Annotated in this window: 16 protein-coding genes; 5 read left to right on the forward strand and 11 right to left on the reverse strand. The window is 37.7% G+C overall.

The window, feature by feature from the left end:
• Positions 1 to 33: 33 nt before the first annotated feature.
• Positions 34 to 2,046 carry an Ig-like domain-containing protein gene (locus AC07U8_RS02780; RefSeq protein WP_096732941.1) on the forward strand — a complete coding sequence of 671 codons (2,013 nt, stop codon included), beginning with the start codon at positions 34 to 36 and terminating at the stop codon, positions 2,044 to 2,046.
• Between the two features lie 339 nt (positions 2,047 to 2,385).
• On the opposite strand, the gene AC07U8_RS02785 is transcribed toward AC07U8_RS02780, so the two are convergent.
• The 4 genes from AC07U8_RS02785 to thyA all read right to left on the reverse strand — a co-directional run bounded on the left by AC07U8_RS02785 (position 2,386) and on the right by thyA (position 5,431).
• Positions 2,386 to 2,826: an META domain-containing protein gene (locus AC07U8_RS02785; protein ID WP_494737275.1), complete on the reverse strand. Its 441-nt coding sequence runs from the start codon at positions 2,824 to 2,826 to the stop codon at positions 2,386 to 2,388.
• Positions 2,827 to 2,903: 77 nt separating this feature from the next.
• Complete coding sequence (locus tag AC07U8_RS02790) at positions 2,904 to 3,965, reverse strand: Lnb N-terminal periplasmic domain-containing protein (RefSeq protein ID WP_494737276.1); 1,062 nt, start codon at positions 3,963 to 3,965, stop codon at positions 2,904 to 2,906.
• A gap of 31 nt (positions 3,966 to 3,996) precedes the next feature.
• Positions 3,997 to 4,509, reverse strand: a complete 513-nt coding sequence (locus AC07U8_RS02795) for a dihydrofolate reductase (RefSeq protein ID WP_154130104.1) — start codon at positions 4,507 to 4,509, stop codon at positions 3,997 to 3,999.
• 79 nt (positions 4,510 to 4,588) lie between these two features.
• Positions 4,589 to 5,431, reverse strand: a complete 843-nt coding sequence (gene thyA, locus AC07U8_RS02800; protein ID WP_151801587.1) for a thymidylate synthase — start codon at positions 5,429 to 5,431, stop codon at positions 4,589 to 4,591.
• A gap of 174 nt (positions 5,432 to 5,605) precedes the next feature.
• Here thyA and AC07U8_RS02805 point away from each other — a divergent pair, with 174 nt between their 5' ends.
• Together AC07U8_RS02805 and AC07U8_RS02810 are read left to right on the forward strand one after the other, a co-directional pair.
• Positions 5,606 to 6,403, forward strand: coding sequence for a YwqG family protein (locus AC07U8_RS02805; RefSeq protein ID WP_494737277.1), 798 nt, complete (start codon positions 5,606 to 5,608; stop codon positions 6,401 to 6,403).
• Between the two features lie 407 nt (positions 6,404 to 6,810).
• Positions 6,811 to 7,338: a hypothetical protein gene (locus tag AC07U8_RS02810; protein WP_004726489.1), complete on the forward strand. Its 528-nt coding sequence runs from the start codon at positions 6,811 to 6,813 to the stop codon at positions 7,336 to 7,338.
• Between the two features lie 108 nt (positions 7,339 to 7,446).
• Here AC07U8_RS02810 and AC07U8_RS02815 read toward each other — a convergent pair whose 3' ends face one another.
• From AC07U8_RS02815 to lgt, 3 genes are all read right to left on the reverse strand, one after another.
• Positions 7,447 to 7,818: a hypothetical protein gene (locus tag AC07U8_RS02815; protein ID WP_096732952.1), complete on the reverse strand. Its 372-nt coding sequence runs from the start codon at positions 7,816 to 7,818 to the stop codon at positions 7,447 to 7,449.
• On the reverse strand, positions 7,818 to 8,204 hold the full coding sequence (locus AC07U8_RS02820; RefSeq protein ID WP_034609682.1) for a hypothetical protein: 387 nt from the start codon (positions 8,202 to 8,204) through the stop codon (positions 7,818 to 7,820). The genes AC07U8_RS02815 and AC07U8_RS02820 overlap by 1 nt, the downstream gene beginning before the upstream one ends.
• Positions 8,205 to 8,290: 86 nt before the next feature.
• Complete coding sequence (gene lgt / locus AC07U8_RS02825; RefSeq protein WP_034609684.1) at positions 8,291 to 9,109, reverse strand: prolipoprotein diacylglyceryl transferase; 819 nt, start codon at positions 9,107 to 9,109, stop codon at positions 8,291 to 8,293.
• Between the two features lie 94 nt (positions 9,110 to 9,203).
• Between lgt and AC07U8_RS02830 the strand changes: the two genes are divergently transcribed.
• Entirely contained in the window at positions 9,204 to 9,986 is a 783-nt protein-coding gene (locus tag AC07U8_RS02830; protein WP_494737278.1) for an NRDE family protein, read from the forward strand.
• A 52-nt stretch (positions 9,987 to 10,038) separates the two neighbouring features.
• Here the strand turns inward: AC07U8_RS02830 and AC07U8_RS02835 are convergent, their stop codons facing one another.
• The 4 genes from AC07U8_RS02835 to tatA all read right to left on the reverse strand — a co-directional run bounded on the left by AC07U8_RS02835 (position 10,039) and on the right by tatA (position 14,250).
• Entirely contained in the window at positions 10,039 to 12,204 is a 2,166-nt protein-coding gene (locus AC07U8_RS02835; protein WP_494737279.1) for a PhoX family protein, read from the reverse strand.
• A 569-nt stretch (positions 12,205 to 12,773) separates the two neighbouring features.
• Positions 12,774 to 13,556, reverse strand: a complete 783-nt coding sequence (gene tatC, locus AC07U8_RS02840) for a twin-arginine translocase subunit TatC (RefSeq protein ID WP_239046498.1) — start codon at positions 13,554 to 13,556, stop codon at positions 12,774 to 12,776.
• Entirely contained in the window at positions 13,553 to 14,008 is a 456-nt protein-coding gene (gene tatB, locus AC07U8_RS02845; protein ID WP_239046497.1) for a Sec-independent protein translocase protein TatB, read from the reverse strand. Before tatB ends, tatC begins: the two co-directional genes overlap by 4 nt.
• Before the next feature lie 17 nt (positions 14,009 to 14,025).
• Complete coding sequence (tatA, locus tag AC07U8_RS02850; protein ID WP_004726505.1) at positions 14,026 to 14,250, reverse strand: Sec-independent protein translocase subunit TatA; 225 nt, start codon at positions 14,248 to 14,250, stop codon at positions 14,026 to 14,028.
• Positions 14,251 to 14,424: 174 nt separating this feature from the next.
• Here tatA and AC07U8_RS02855 point away from each other — a divergent pair, with 174 nt between their 5' ends.
• Complete coding sequence (locus tag AC07U8_RS02855) at positions 14,425 to 15,300, forward strand: AEC family transporter (protein ID WP_494737280.1); 876 nt, start codon at positions 14,425 to 14,427, stop codon at positions 15,298 to 15,300.
• Positions 15,301 to 15,370: the final 70 nt, after the last annotated feature.

Below are 15,370 nucleotides of genomic sequence, written 5' to 3' on the forward strand. Positions count from 1 at the left end.
CAATTTTTGGGGATTCTTAGGTTGAGTAAAATTATGGATACTAGAAAACTTACTGGAAAGTTAAGTGCTATTGCAATTTCTATTTTGTTAGCAAGTTGTGGTGGGGGAGGTGGAGGTTATTATGATAAAAATAATAACGGAACAGACAATGGTAATGGTGGAACTACAGTTGAAGCTGTAAATATTAGTCCAATTACTTTGTTGAATGCAGATTCTGTAGCTACAAACACAATAACAGTTTCTGGCGCTACAGCAAAAGTAAAAGTTACTGATGCCAGTGGAAAAGGAATTAGTGGGGCATTAGTTACTTTTCAAGGTACAGGAGTGGTATTTGGTACTTCAAATGGTGCTGTTTTAACCAATGCCGATGGAGAAGCAAGTATTTCAGTTAAGCCTGAAAATAGTACAGACACTGGTAGTTATCAGTTGACGGCAACAGTGAGTCATAAAGATTCAATTGCAACAACAACGCCTTATAATTATTCCCTACAAGCTGCAAATATAACCTTTGAAAACATGGTTGCTGCAAACACCTCACTTGATTCTGGTGGTTCAACGATCATAACGCTTAAAACACAAGATTCAGTGACCAAAAATAATCAAAACAACATCACTGTGAATTTTAGTACAAGTTGCGGTACTTTTGATAACAACGCTGTTGTTTCATCAAATCAAGGTGATGTTGCTGTTACATATAAAGCAATAGATATAAATGGTAAGTTGTGTGAAGGCGGACAAAAGATTATCGCAACAGGCAGTAATGTTTCTGTTTCTAAGTCTGTTGATATACAAATTGCAGCAATTGCAGCCAATTCTTTAGTTTATACAACTGTGGGTAAAGTAAACTTAGTCACTAGAAACAGTGGTTCAGCTTCTTCAGGAAGAATTGAGTTTACTGTTTATGCAAACGGTACGCCTGCAGCGAACCAAGATGTCAACATAGAGTTAACGAAAGCTCCAAGTGATTTAAGTTTTGTTACTGATGGTAATCGAATTCCAAAAACAGTGAAAAGTGATGCATCAGGTAAAGTGAATGTAAATCTTTATCCAGGTAATTTACCTGGACCAGTAGAAATTAAAGCTACATTAGCAAGTAATACAAATATTTTTGTGTTGTCAAAAGAAGTAGCAGTTGCTTCTGGTCGTGTAACACAGAATGGTTTGAGTTTATCTGTAAGCAAAGTAGCATTAGCTGGTGATGGCGATGGTGATATTTCAACAATTACGGCACGGATGGCTGATCGTGTAGGTAACCCTGTACCAAATGGAACAGTAATTAGTTTTATTTCGGAAGGTGGAAGTATTACTCCAAATTGTGCAACAACGAATGGTGTTTGTTCTGTTAATTTGACTACTCAAAATCCGCGTCCACTTGATAGTCGAGTGAGTGTTTTAGCTTTTGTTGAAGGCGATAAAGAGTATGTGGATGTAGATAATGATAATATGTATACGATTGGCATTGATAAATTAACACAAAATATTGGTGATTTCTTTTTAGATGATAATGAGAATAATCAAAAAGATGAAGGTGAATTTAAATATGTCCGTGGTGCATCTGGTGCAACATGTATTCCGTCTACAATCGCTCAGCCAAATATCGAGGGTACGTGTAATAATCAACTAGATGCTGTATTACGTAAGCAATTACGTTTTGCTTTCTCAAGTGAAACCCCTACATTTGTAGCTCTGAGTGGAGTGAATAGCTCAATGACCCAAGCTTTACCTGGAATATTTACTTTTCAAATGTATGGTAATGGTTTAAAAACAGTTCCAATGCCTTCAGGTACAACAATTTCAGCTACTGCAAAAGATAATACAGATAATAATTTGGCTTGTGAGGCAGAAGTTGTTGGTGGGGCGCTTACTGTTCCAGGTATTATGGATTTACTATTACCAGGCACGTTCCCTCAGAAAGATAATAAGATAGTCACTTACAGTGTCCGTAGTCTGAAATGTGCTGCAGGCGATGAGATTCGTATAACAGTAACAACACCGAATGGAACAATAACGAAACCATTAATTAATGTGGTTAATAGCCTGAATTAATAGGGAAAACAGCGCTTCGGCGCTGTTTTTTATTTAACAGATGTTCCCATACTTACCCCAACCGTAGGTCTTACATTCATTGAACTACATGCAGATAGAAGTAGACATGAGATCAAGATAAGGCCAATAACTTTCATAGAAATATCCAAATTTTAAGTTGTTGTTATTCTAATCCCATTGATAAGACAGCGTGTGTAGTAAAATTATTGTCTTTCATTGATTGAGTTAAAAATTTTTATTCAATTTCATTGTTGGTATTAGATTTTATAATTGGAGGTGTTTAAAAGCCTAAAGTTTTAAGCTTTTAAACTGTGTATATAAATAAGTGATTCGGTGATGTTATGGCGTTGTAAATTGCAAAACACGATTCCCATATTGATCGACTAACTTTAACGTTTTGTCATAGACTTGATAACCTTTCACCTTATTGAGTGCTTCAGTATAGTCAGCCGCAAGTTTCATAGTGTCCTGACAATACATGCGAGTAGAGCCGAGTTGCCCTAAGGTTAAGTGCTGTCCTTTGATCGCGTATGCCCCCATAATACGATTACAACCATCTGCACCACTTACCCGTAAATCTGAACCAAATTGAATACTTGGTATGTTGTGAGCATTTGGCGTTGCTTTATATTCTGTTGCACCAATATGCGTAAGTGTCCAATTTTTGTTTTGCAACAAACTTAAATTTTGGCTTTGCTGATCGGCACTTGGTGTAGATGCACATCCAGAAAACAAGAGCGTTGCTGTGATGAATGTGGTTACGAGTATGGATTTAAACATGCGTATTCTCCTAATTTTAATGATTATATAAACAAAATTGAGTTAAACCATAAAGACGAGCTGACTAAAGCTATACATTATTGAGCATGTTCATCAGGTAAACCAAAACGAATCACTTTAGAAAAGTTGTCGCTATTTTGATATTTAAACTGAGCATATTCAGCCGTTCTTGGATTAATATGTGCTTTTTTATACCATTCTTTGATTGACCATTGATGATTTAATGCACCCAAATCATAAAGATAATTGGGTAAATAACCTGAAGCCAATAAACGATAATCTGTTGGTAATTTTTCAGGGGAAATCGCCTGAACCATATCAAAAACCAAAGTTGTACAGTTACTGGTTAGGGTGTTGTACCACTTTGGATGTTCTGCTAAAGCGGAAGATTTCAAAAGATACTCTTCAAATAATGCTTTTGTTTCTGCTTTCGGTAATTGAATCGGGAAAAAATAAACCTGCTCACCTCGAATATTACTTCGTGTATAAACAATATCTTTTTCATCTGCAGCGATTAGGCTTAGCTCAAACTGTCTAAAAAACCCACCAATTGCAGAAAAGTTTTCATTTTTTTCTTTCCGAATTTCAATAGAAAAAACGAGTGGGCGCTGATTTAAAAAATCAAAGCTAACCAAGGTATGGGCAATCTGTGGTCCCATCCAATAAGAGGTGATGATATTGACGCCTGTAATCTCATCTAAGTTGTAGCTTCTGGTTTCCCAGCGTTCGTCATATTGATCAGGAGAGTACCAATTAAAGTTGCGGACATTATGAATCGTGACAAGATTACCTTGTTGCTCGTAAGTAAAAATTCTGGAAACTTCTGGACTCCATTGACGATCTTGCTGCGCAGGAATATTAAAGTACCAGATTAAGCTGACAATAAAGGCGATGATATAGATCAGACTGTCAGTTTTTCGGCTAAATATATTTTTAGTAAAATAGATTCCAAGAATACTCAGTGCAAAAATAATCCAAATAGGGATGATGATATAACTGAAAACTTTTCCTAAGGGGTGCTGAATCCAAATCGCGAAACAAAACCACAGGCTGCTCAATATGACAAATAAGCTAAACAAGGAATGGATTATCCCCATTCCAAGTGCATGCAGTATTGATCTTGTTTTTAAGCTATCCATAAGCCACTATTTTTATTCATAAAGTTCAGTGCTATTTTCGGTATGTTGCAAACTCAAAAGCAATAGCTGTTTTGTCATCAACATGTGACTCGCTCGCAACTTTTTTAAATTCCGCTGGAATTTCTGGATAATACGCATCACCTTGTACATCGAGCTCAATGTGGGTGAGCTCTAAACGATCGGCAATGTGCATAGTTTGTTTAAAAATTTCACCACCACCAATGATAAAGATACTGGCAGGTTTTTCTGATGCCAATACATCAGGAATCGCTTGCTCCAAAGCAGCATCTATACTATGGGCCGTTTTAACCCCAGCAAAGCTCCAATCCTGATCACGGGTAATTACCCAATTGACACGTTTAGGTAATGCACGTCCCATCGATTCAAGCGTTTTACGTCCCATCACCACAACACCACCTTGGGTGATTTCTTTGAAGTGCTTAAGGTCTGCTGAAATATGCCATGGAAGATCGTTCGCTTTACCAATGCAGCGTTGTTGATCCATTGCAACGACATGCACAATTTCAAAGTTTTTAAATGTCATAATGAATTCGCTTATTATCCATTGGAAAATTTTCCCTCCTATTGCAAGGAGGGAATAAGGAAAGACTGAATTAAAATATTTAAACAGCTACAGGTGCTTTAATTGCAGGATGTGACTCATAACCTGTAATTTCAATATCTTCAAATTTAAAGTCAAAAATATCCTTAATTTCAGGATTTAACTTGAGTTGGCACAGTGGTAAGGGCTCACGTGTTAACTGAAGTTTTGCTTGTTCAAAATGGTTAACATATAAATGTGTATCACCGCCAGTCCAGACAAAATCACCTACGCCTAAACCACAAACTTGAGCAACCATATGAGTCAGTAGAGCATAGCTGGCAATATTAAATGGCACCCCTAAGAAAACATCTGCACTACGTTGATAAAGTTGGCAAGACAACTTTCCATCCTGCACAAAAAATTGGAATAAAGTGTGGCATGGCGGTAAGGCAACTTTACCTGCTTCATTTGGGTTCCAGCCAGACACAATCAAACGACGTGAATTTGGATTGGTCTTGATTTCATTGACCAACCAGCTGATTTGGTCAAAACCATCATTTTCAAACAAACCATTGTCTTTTTGCGTTGCGCCAAAGTTACGCCATTGATGACCATAGACTGGGCCCAATTCCCCTTCAGGGCGTCCAAAACGGGCAGTCTGCTCAGCGGTAGACCATTCATCCCAAATCGAAACTTTATTGTCTTTTAGGTATTGAACATTGGTGTCGCCTTTTAGGAACCACAGCAGTTCAATCACAATTGAGCGGAAATGAACTTTTTTAGTGGTCAGTAGCGGAAACCCTTTTGACAAGTCAAAACGCATTTGATGACCAAATACAGAACGAGTACCTGTACCAGTACGATCACCTTTGTCACCGCCATCGTCTAGGATATGTTGTAGAAGGTCTAAATACGCTTTCATATAGTGTCCAATTTGGGGCGTCTATACGACATAAATGACAGATTATGTCGCATGATTACCCATTCGTAATGTTTCTGAATAGCTTCAGAGTTTATACTAATCTGAGTTTCTTTTTAAGCTAGATTATTTTCTGTTTTGCATCCATCTAACAGCTAAAACTAAGAGTATTTGAAAATGAGTATAAATTTGAATGAGCTCCCAGCATGTTTACAGCCATATAAAACGCAAATTATTGCGACAAAAAAAGACAGTATAGAAATATCATTAGTGCCGACTGAAGATTTACAGATTTGGCAAAGCAAAGTGGGTGGAAATCCTTATTTACCTGTAGGTAAGCAATATCCGCAGAGCACGGAGGGGGATGACCTACAATTATTGGCGCAGATCAATTTTGCAGAAGTGCCAGAAAATCAACATTATCCAAAATCTGGAATTTTACAGTTTTTTATCAATCCGCATGATGATTTATATGGTCTCAATTTTGATGATCAAAAAAAGCAAGATGGCTTTCGCGTGGTTTTTTATGACAAGATTGAACAAGATCTTGCACTTTTACAAAGCGATTTTCCAAGTTTTGCTGAGGACGATATTTATAGTCCTATCGCAGGACAGTCTGCGATTCAGTTTGAGAAGGCTGAAAGCTATATTGATATGAACAACTTTGATTTTGCTCAAAAAGTCACAGACCCTTATGAAAGAGAAGATGAGGAAGAGTGCTGGGATGAGTACAGTGAAGTTTTTTCCGCAAGCGGTCATCGTTTAGGGGGATATCCATTTTTTACTCAAACGGACCCGCGTGAATACAATGAATCTATTCAAGATTATATTTTGCTGTTGCAGATTGATACAGGTGAAGCTGAAGGTATTGAGATCATGTGGGGCGACTCAGGCGTAGGGAACTTCTTTATTCATCCGGATGATCTTGAAAAAAGAGATTTCTCTAAAGTGGTGTATAACTGGGATTGTTATTAAGCACCGACGGCATAATTTCTAAAAAGCTGATGTTGATAACGTCAGCTTTTTATTGAAAAAATCTTTCTTTGGCATACGATTTTTCTGAATTCATAAAACAAAAGTGTGACTGAATTGACAGTTTAATGTGTTGATTAGATTAAGAAAATATTTTAATGATACGGCCGAGTAAACTTTTGTTGATTAATTTTTAAACAAACAAACCCAGATGATGAATTGTGTAATGTCAGCAGTTTCAGTAGCTTGAGGTGTTACAAATGAGATTTATTAACACTTACATATTTTTTTACATGTTTTAAGTCTACATTTTAAGAATTGCTGATTACTATTCATGGCTTGTGAAAAGTTGTTATTGGTTTAAACAAGGTGGTTTGAATCAATTCAAAAGGGCAGTTTGAGGACAATGCATGATTTACGACCACAATGTTAATATGAATGAATACGTGAATCCCACGGTTCATATTCAGATTCGATCGGAAAATCAAAATAATAATTTTCGACCAGATGAATACTTAAAAAATAAAGCATTTGAAACTTTTAAAAATCAAACTGAAGCATTTAAGAAAGAAAGCTTAATCGATATTAGTAAATTTACTGAAAAACTTGTCAGTATGTCACGTAGTACTACTGCACATCGTTGTGCAAGATATGTGCGTATAGCGCTTGAATCAGCTGGAGCACGTTTTTCTGATCATCCTGTTGCGGCTTCAGATTGGGGTTCGACTTTAACTGAGATTGGTTATAAGCAAATTCGTCCTGACTTTGATAATCCTCAAGAAGGTGATATTTATATCATCAACAGTACCAGTCGCCATCGTTATGGCCATATTGCTGGATTTACAGGTTCTCAATGGGTTTCTGATTTTAGACAACGTAGTTACGATGTGTATAAAGACCCAAATGTAACCTATGAATATTATCGTTTAGCTGCTTAGTTATACAGTCAAAAGCATTTAATCCATTACGGATTAAAAGATAAAAAAGGAAGCTTTTGGAATGAAAGGCTTCCTTTTTTATTACTATGCTTTTTTACTACAACACCTTTAGTCAAAACGTTTTGCGCGATTTTGATAAATTGACATGATAAATAGACCCAATGCAGCAAAGCCAATGGCTTGAATCGAGGTCAATATTTTATGTTGTGCGGGTAAAAAAGCCATTAAAAGCATAAGTGCAAGCAATGGGTAGATTGAAAATAAAATTTTAAAACCTTGAGCATAGACATTATGTTGAGCAATTTTTAGCCCTAGCATTCTTAATAAATGCGTAGAGACTCCAATTGCTAAACATATCACGGTAAACGTTGGACTTAACTTCTCAATCGTGGCGCAATAATAAATTATCACACAGGTTAAGATTGAGATGATCACTTTCATTTCACGGCTACAGCGCGCTGAATACCAAAAATCTAACATTATTTAGACGCTTGTTCAGATGAATTTTTATTGAGTAGCGAGAGTGGTGAAAAAATACAAACCGCTAGGGCCATAAAACCAATACCTTGAGCGCCTGGGATTAAAATTTCACCATTGTTCATATTTTTAAAAACCAATGCCAAAACTAAAGCCAGTGGAATCCAGGTCAATAAACGATAAAGAAATCCTGTTGGACGTTGGGCTGCAAAATGAACCTTACAGTAACGACAAATCAGAAAAATAATACCTGTACCTGCAAAAAGTAAAATATTATCAGGGGTTAGAGGCTGGTACCAATATAGTCCAATAGTGACCAGTGCCAATAAAATAAGGAAAATGAGCTTCTTTGCAACCGAGACTTTAGGATCAAACCAAAATTCAAGCATAGTGATTTCGTTTAAATTGAATAATGATAATTTAGCATAAAAAAGGTGAAGCTTAGCTTCACCTTTTTAAACTTAGCCCATAAGGCTTAAGTATTTTTTTGTGGACCCCAGTCAAAAATTTTCTTTTGGTAAGCGTACCAAATTAACCACAATCCAATCAGAATCATTGGGAATGAGAGGATTTGACCTTTGGTCATCCAGCCAAACAGGATATAACCTTGATCTGCATCAGGTTCACGGAAGAATTCCATAAAGAATCGAGCACAGCCATAACCCATTAGAAAAATTGCAGATACAGCATAACGTGGGCGTGGTTTAGCACTATAGAACCATAGAATAAGGAACAGCAGCAGTCCTTCACACAGCGCTTGATAGAGCTGAGATGGATGACGAACCAAATGTAGTGGATCAGTCGGGAAGATCATACCTAGCGCAAAGTTAGGGTCAGAAACTTGACGACCATATAATTCACCACCAATGAAGTTACCAATTCGACCAAACATCAAGCCCGTCGGTACACAGGGTGCAATGAAGTCCAGTGTTTCAAACCAAGTTTTCTTATATTTATGACACCACAAAAGCATGGCGATCATTACGCCAAGGAAGCCCCCGTGGAAACTCATACCACCAGTCCAGACTTTAAATAGCCAGATAGGATCTGCTAAAAATTTGCCAAACTCGTAAAATAAGACATAACCAACACGACCACCGAGTACAACCCCAAGTGCGCCATAGAACACCAGATCTGAAACCATTTCAGAGTTCCAGTCAGCACGTTGTTTGGCGCGATAAGTGGCAAGGCCCCAAGCACATAAAAATGCCAAGAGATACATCAGCCCATACCAATGGACGTTGAGTGGACCCAGTGATATTGCAACTGGGTCAATATTCGGGTAGGTAAGCATTCCCAATCCTTGATTTTCTATTTTGCACAGATTTTAGCTGAAACATATTAAAAATGTTGTACATTCAATGTGTAAACTTCATGGAATGTATTTTATGTGTATTGTGGCATTGGCTTGGCAAGTTTTGGATGATTTACCTGTTTGTTTAATTTCAAATCGTGACGAATTCTACCATCGTCCAAGCACTCAATTACAGTCATGGTCGAACAGTCCGATTATTGCAGGGCAAGATTTGCAATCAGGCGGGACATGGATGGGGGTCACACCGCAGGGACGTTGGGCAGTGATTACCAATTATCGTGATGGTGCTGATAAACAAACTTATCCCACTACGCGTGGCTATTTGATTCAAGCCTTTTTAGCGTCAGATCAAACACCAATTCGTTTTGCACAAGCATTGGAAAAGCAGCAAAGAGATTATGCGGGTTTTAACTTATTTGTGGGTGATCGACAGCAAGCTGTTTATATGAGTAATCGTGGTGAAGCTCCACAAGTGTTATCCCAAGGTGTATTTGTCGTTTCAAATGGCTTGATGTCAGACGATTGGGAAAAAACCAAGCATTTACGTCAACGCTTTACCCAAGAATTTTTACCCATGCTGCAAGTTCCTGCTATCCCTGAACAAGATCTACAATTCGCTGTTTGGGATATTTTAGAAGATGAACGAAAAATTATTCCTGATTTACTGCCCAATACTGGAATTAATCCTGAGATGGAAGCGTTGTTGTCTTCAACATTTATTCAAAGTCCAATTTATGGGACACGCTGTTCCAACTTCTTAACCATAAGTCACACTCAGATTGATTGGGTCGAAAAAACGCAACAAGGTGAACATATGGGCGAGTTAGTCGAGATTAAGCGCGCTATTGAAAAATAAAAAGCCATAGCAACTTTCATCACTATGGCTTTAAAACAATAAATTTAGTTGATTAGCCAGCAATTACACCGCCATCTTTACGTGTAATGACGACCGTTGCAGAGCGCGGGCGAGCGGTCTTATTGCTTGGATCTCTTTGTGAGGCAGGCCAGTTACTTGATGGCTTGTCAAAGCTAGGTGAGTCTTCACCTGGATGCTGAACATTGATAAAAATGGCTTTGTAGTCGGGTGTCATGGTGACACCTGTGATTTCACATTGTTTTGGACCTGTTAGGAAGCGACGCAGGTTTTCATCAGTGACTTGTTTACCCACGATCGTTTCTTGCCCAGCAGATGTTATTGCTTTTGCACCATCACCGACTTTACCAGGCAGTGCAGCAAGCATCATACAGTTGGTGGTATCTGTATAAGCACCATCATCGGTTTGAATCCAAAGGACACCACGTGGGTCGAACCACATACCATCTGGCGAAGATAAATCATTGTTATCATTTAACCCAGATAAGTTGATGTTACTGGCCATTTTTGCTTCGGCACCAAAGAGGTAGATATCCCAAGTAAAGCTTTCAGCTGTGGTTTTATTATCTTTTTCATGGAAGCGGATAATGTGACCATTTACATTGCCTTTACCGCCTTCTGGGTCGCTATAGTTTCGTGGATTTGCGGCGTCTAATGTATGTGCTGTACCACGGTTCGAGTTATTGGTTAGGGTGACATAGACTTCACCATTCTCAGGGTTCACCGCAACCCATTCTGGACGATCCATTTTGGTGGCTTTGACCGAATCACCAGCTAAACGTGCAAAAGTAGTGACATCGGCTTGAGATTTAAAAGGATAGACGGTATTGCTATCATTTAAACCGTTTTTACCATATGCCAATTCAATCCATTTACCTGTACCATCATTATTGAATTGCGCAACATATAGCTTGCCACTGTTCATATATTTATCGCCTGCGCGATAGCCACCATTGACATCTTTTGCATCCCACTTCGCATCAGATACAAATTTGTAGATATATTCGCCACGTGAGTCATCGCCCATATAGAAGGCCAGATTTTCCCCTTCGATTAAACGGCTTGAGCGACAGTCTTCATGTGCAAAGCGACCTAAAGATGTTCGTTTAACTGGGTTTGAACGACTATCGAATGGATCGATTTCAACAATCCAACCAAAGGTATTTGCGCCGTTGCGATAATCTTTGTCTGCTGAGTCAGCGGTAATTGAAGAGTTCCAGCGGTCATATAAATCTTGGCTTTCGATTGCCCCAATCGCAGTTTCCCAGCCATAACGTGAGCTGGCACCATCTTTTAAACCATAGCGATTCAGTGCGATGATTTCAGCCGCACTACGTTTTGCATCGTCACCTTTATTACGCACAAAGTATCCAATAAAGTTTTCTTCTGTGGTGAGGTAAGTCCCCCAAGGTGTATAACCATTACCACAGTTATTATGTGTGCCACGTGTTTGCTTTGCTGAGCTTGAGTATTTGGTTTTCACCAAGTCTGAACCCGCAACTGTACCTGCAAAGTCCATGACCGTTGACGCTGTAATACGGCGATTAAATGGAGAGCTTTTTACAATCTCTACTTTTTGTGTAGTTGCATCTTTCTTTAATTCAATGATGGAAACACCGTGTGCATTGACTTCACGAATCACTTCATCTTCTGGGCGACGGCCATTTACTTTTGTTGCACCTTTAGGATGTAAGAAGGTTTGATTAATGTATTCATGGTTCATGACCAATAAGCCACGGTTTGAGACTTTCGCATCATATTTAGAGCTATTGGAATTTAAGCCAAAATAGCTCATACCATCATGACAATCGCCTGAACGCGCTGTAAAGCTGACCCCTGAAGGAACATTGTTATCATCCCAGTCAGGGATCGTTTGCGTTAATGGATCCCCTAAAGCATAAAGCACATTTGCTTCATAACCAGTAGGAACAGTGACGATGTCATTGAGGTTTTTTGCAACAGGGTTAAAGGTGAATTTTTCAGGTTTTTTAACAGTCGTGGTTGGTGTTGAATTATTGTCATCGTCGTCATTACAGCCGACTAGGCTCGATGCTAAAGCGAGAGCAGCTGCACCACTTGCTGTTTTTGTAATTAAACTACGACGAGAAATCCGTTGTTCTAAAATGTCACGGAAATGTGTGTTATTCGAAGTATTGTTATCTAACTCTTGATTTTCATGATATGGCGTGAGGTCTGTCATACGATTCCCTTTGGCTTTAAGTCTTGATTAAATGTGATTTTGATTCAGCTTAAAAACATACAGAACAAATGTGTAAGATCTCTTACTCTTATATTTAATATTGGTTAAATTTAATCTTATTTTAAGAAAGTAATAGGATTGTCATATTTGTATTTAGATAATTACTGTGCTGTTTAATTTCTATAAACATTGAGGTATGACTGATTGAGCATGGTATGTGCTTGGTGAATTGAATTAACAGGATTAACTTGCAGTTGTTTTTTTAATAGAGATGTTTCATAAAGAGATTTTAATAATAGACTTCTTTTATAAACGCTTATTAAAAGCATAGATCAATATAAAATTCCCCTCATCCTAAGCTTCTCCCGAGGGGAAAAGGAACTTTTAATCACAATATAATTCACTCAATATGATCATTTTTCGACTTGTGCAATAGATCTAATGTATTTGAATAAAAGGGCTGAAGATTAAGCCATAGACTTGTTTTTAAAAAATTTTAACACGCTTAAAAATAAAAAATGACCTCAAAAGAAGTCATTTAAATATTAAAAGCTTTTTTATTTTGATCCTTAAGCATCTACAGTTTTACGTTTTTCAATCACTTTACCCAGCAATAAACCCAGCTCAAATAGCATCCACATTGGAATTGCGAGCATGATCATTGAAATCGCATCTGGAGGGGTAATAAACATAGATACGAAGAAACATCCCACCACGATAAAGCGGCGCTTTTCAGCCAATGTTTGAGTGGTGACCAAGCCAACTAAAATTAACACTAAAGTAATGATCGGAATTTCAAAGGTTACGCCAAAGACCAAGAATAATTTTAGGCAGAAGCTTAAATAACTATTGATATCGGTCATTGGCGCGACGGTTTCTGGTGAAACACTGATAAAGAAATGTAGGATGGATGGCAATGCAATAAAATAAGCAAAAGCAATCCCTGAATAAAACAGCACAATACTGCCAAACAACAATGGAAATGCTAGATTTTTTTCTTTTTCGTATAATGCTGGTTTAATAAACGCCCAAAGTTGATAGATGATAAAGGGCATCGCCAACATCAGCGCAATAAAGAAGTTTAACTTAAACGGCGCCATGAAGGTTGCTGTAACATCAGTTGCAATCATGGTTGAGGTTGCAGGTAATTGTTTTCTGAGTGGTTCTGATAGCGCAATATAGGTCTTATTGGCAAATGGCAATAAACAAAAAAATATAGTGATGAGCGCGCCAACAATTTTAAATAAATGCTTACGTAACACCATCAAGTGTTGAGTAATCGGCATCGCATCTAAAGGCGGCGTCTCGGTAGACGAGGCATCATGTACTTGTGGTGCTAATGAGTCGCTCATACAGCCACCTTCAATTGCGGTACTTCTTTAACAAGAACAATTTGTGGTCGAGTTACAGTACAGTTTTGTTTATCTAACCAAGTCTTTGACATATAAATAGTGGGAACCGTAATATCAAGTTTATGATAAGTCGTATGAATTTTTTTATTGTCTGTTATTGCGAGATGACTTTCTTGTTCTACAGCAATCTTTTGTTGTTGTAACTCCTGCATCTGAGCCTGCATTTTTTGTTCAAGTTCTTGAATTTTTTGCATCTCTTGTTGCATTTGTTCTCTAAATTCAGAAAGACGTAATTCACGGTCGATGTCATTTTGGACACTACTAATTGCACGTTTAAATTTGCTATACCATTTGGCAGCAAAACGCGCAGCTTCAGGAAGTTTATCTGGTCCCAATACCAAGAGAGCAATGATCCCAAACACTAACAGTTCTGAAAATCCAACATCTAACATGATCTACGCCTCACCGATTAGTGTTTTACTGTAGAGTTCACATCAGTATTGCTAGTTTGATGTTCTAGTGTACGCGTTTCAGTCAGTGAAGCAGTTGTTGCCTCTTCTTCTTTAATCGATTTCTTAAAATCTTTTACGGCACCACCAACATCTTTACCTAAGTTTTTTAGCTTTGATGTACCAAATAGTAGAATCACAACGATTGCAAAAATAAGTACATGCCAAATCGATAATCCAGCCATAGTTTTAACTCCTATTTATTAACAGCTATAACAACAGTTATCCATGACAAAAAAGTGACACTAATATTTCAATTTAAAGACAGACAATATTTATAAATTATTTTGATATGTTCAACGTCATCTATATTTGGAAAATGCTAGTATGTTCATGATTTGAGAATAAGGTGTTGTATTGTGGCTTTGTTATTTCCAGTTTTATCATTTATCTGTGGGCTGATACTGGCGAATAGCAAATTTTCAGTAAACTTAAAATCATTTATGTCTTTGCTGCTGGCTCGCTTATTTATCCCGATTGTGATTATTTACAATATGGTATTTTATAAATCGGGCAGTATTGCTTTAATCTTATTTGCTTTTTTCTCATGCTTTACGCTTTTCTTTATTTATCTCACGCTGTCTAAAGATCGTTTAGCTTCTTTGTGTTTTAGCTATACCAATATGGCATGGCTCGGCTTTCCAATTGCTTTGGCTATATTTGGCCCAGACAATAGTATGCTGATGATACCGCTCTATATTGGGGTTTCAATTTTTGGAAACTCTTGGGCTGTGACTTCGGTGAGCTCAGCTCCACTATCCAAACGATTGCTTATCAAAAAAGTACTGCAATCGCCACCTGTGATTGCCTTGATCATTGCCGGGCTTTTACGTTGCTTTGATGTGCAACAGTTTCAGACAAATGATTGGATTAATTGGATTTATACTCTGGCTAAATGGAGTATGAGTTTTACCGGTATGTGTGTATTGGGAATGTGGTTAAGAAAAACCAAAGTCCATATCGAGGATTTATTGTCCAGTACTAAGCTTGCAATATTAAAGTTAGTTTGTGGTGTTGTATTGTGCAGTCTGGCTTATTTCTTTTTGCCTGTTCCACAGATCCATCAATATATTGGGGTGATGTTTTTACTGTTTTGTTTACCGCCAGCTGCCAATATTGTCGCATTGGAAACCCACTATCAAGGTACTGGGGTTTCAGCAAAATATATTGCTTCGGGAACAATAGTCAGTTGTGTGGTATGCGTCCTATATGGTGTGTTGATTCATTTTTTATAGTTTTATCGGTTTATTTTGCTTCGTTTTAGATAAGCTTTAGCGAGACTCATTGTATTCCTCCTTTGCTCAA

The organism is Acinetobacter sp. GW821-FHT01E09 (genome assembly GCF_059422385.1).

Excerpts from the sequence above, each read along its gene's own strand:
- AC07U8_RS02780 (WP_096732941.1), top strand. The coding sequence starts at position 34 with ATGGATACTAGAAAACTTACTGGAAAGTTAAGTGCTATTGCAATTTCT.
- AC07U8_RS02785 (WP_494737275.1), bottom strand. The coding sequence starts at position 2,826 with ATGTTTAAATCCATACTCGTAACCACATTCATCACAGCAACGCTCTTG.
- AC07U8_RS02790 (WP_494737276.1), bottom strand. The coding sequence starts at position 3,965 with ATGGATAGCTTAAAAACAAGATCAATACTGCATGCACTTGGAATGGGG.
- AC07U8_RS02795 (WP_154130104.1), bottom strand. The coding sequence starts at position 4,509 with ATGACATTTAAAAACTTTGAAATTGTGCATGTCGTTGCAATGGATCAA.
- thyA (WP_151801587.1), bottom strand. The coding sequence starts at position 5,431 with ATGAAAGCGTATTTAGACCTTCTACAACATATCCTAGACGATGGCGGT.
- AC07U8_RS02805 (WP_494737277.1), top strand. The coding sequence starts at position 5,606 with ATGAGTATAAATTTGAATGAGCTCCCAGCATGTTTACAGCCATATAAA.
- AC07U8_RS02810 (WP_004726489.1), top strand. The coding sequence starts at position 6,811 with ATGATTTACGACCACAATGTTAATATGAATGAATACGTGAATCCCACG.
- AC07U8_RS02815 (WP_096732952.1), bottom strand. The coding sequence starts at position 7,818 with ATGTTAGATTTTTGGTATTCAGCGCGCTGTAGCCGTGAAATGAAAGTG.
- AC07U8_RS02820 (WP_034609682.1), bottom strand. The coding sequence starts at position 8,204 with ATGCTTGAATTTTGGTTTGATCCTAAAGTCTCGGTTGCAAAGAAGCTC.
- lgt (WP_034609684.1), bottom strand. The coding sequence starts at position 9,109 with ATGCTTACCTACCCGAATATTGACCCAGTTGCAATATCACTGGGTCCA.
- AC07U8_RS02830 (WP_494737278.1), top strand. The coding sequence starts at position 9,204 with ATGTGTATTGTGGCATTGGCTTGGCAAGTTTTGGATGATTTACCTGTT.
- AC07U8_RS02835 (WP_494737279.1), bottom strand. The coding sequence starts at position 12,204 with ATGACAGACCTCACGCCATATCATGAAAATCAAGAGTTAGATAACAAT.
- tatC (WP_239046498.1), bottom strand. The coding sequence starts at position 13,556 with ATGAGCGACTCATTAGCACCACAAGTACATGATGCCTCGTCTACCGAG.
- tatB (WP_239046497.1), bottom strand. The coding sequence starts at position 14,008 with ATGTTAGATGTTGGATTTTCAGAACTGTTAGTGTTTGGGATCATTGCT.
- tatA (WP_004726505.1), bottom strand. The coding sequence starts at position 14,250 with ATGGCTGGATTATCGATTTGGCATGTACTTATTTTTGCAATCGTTGTG.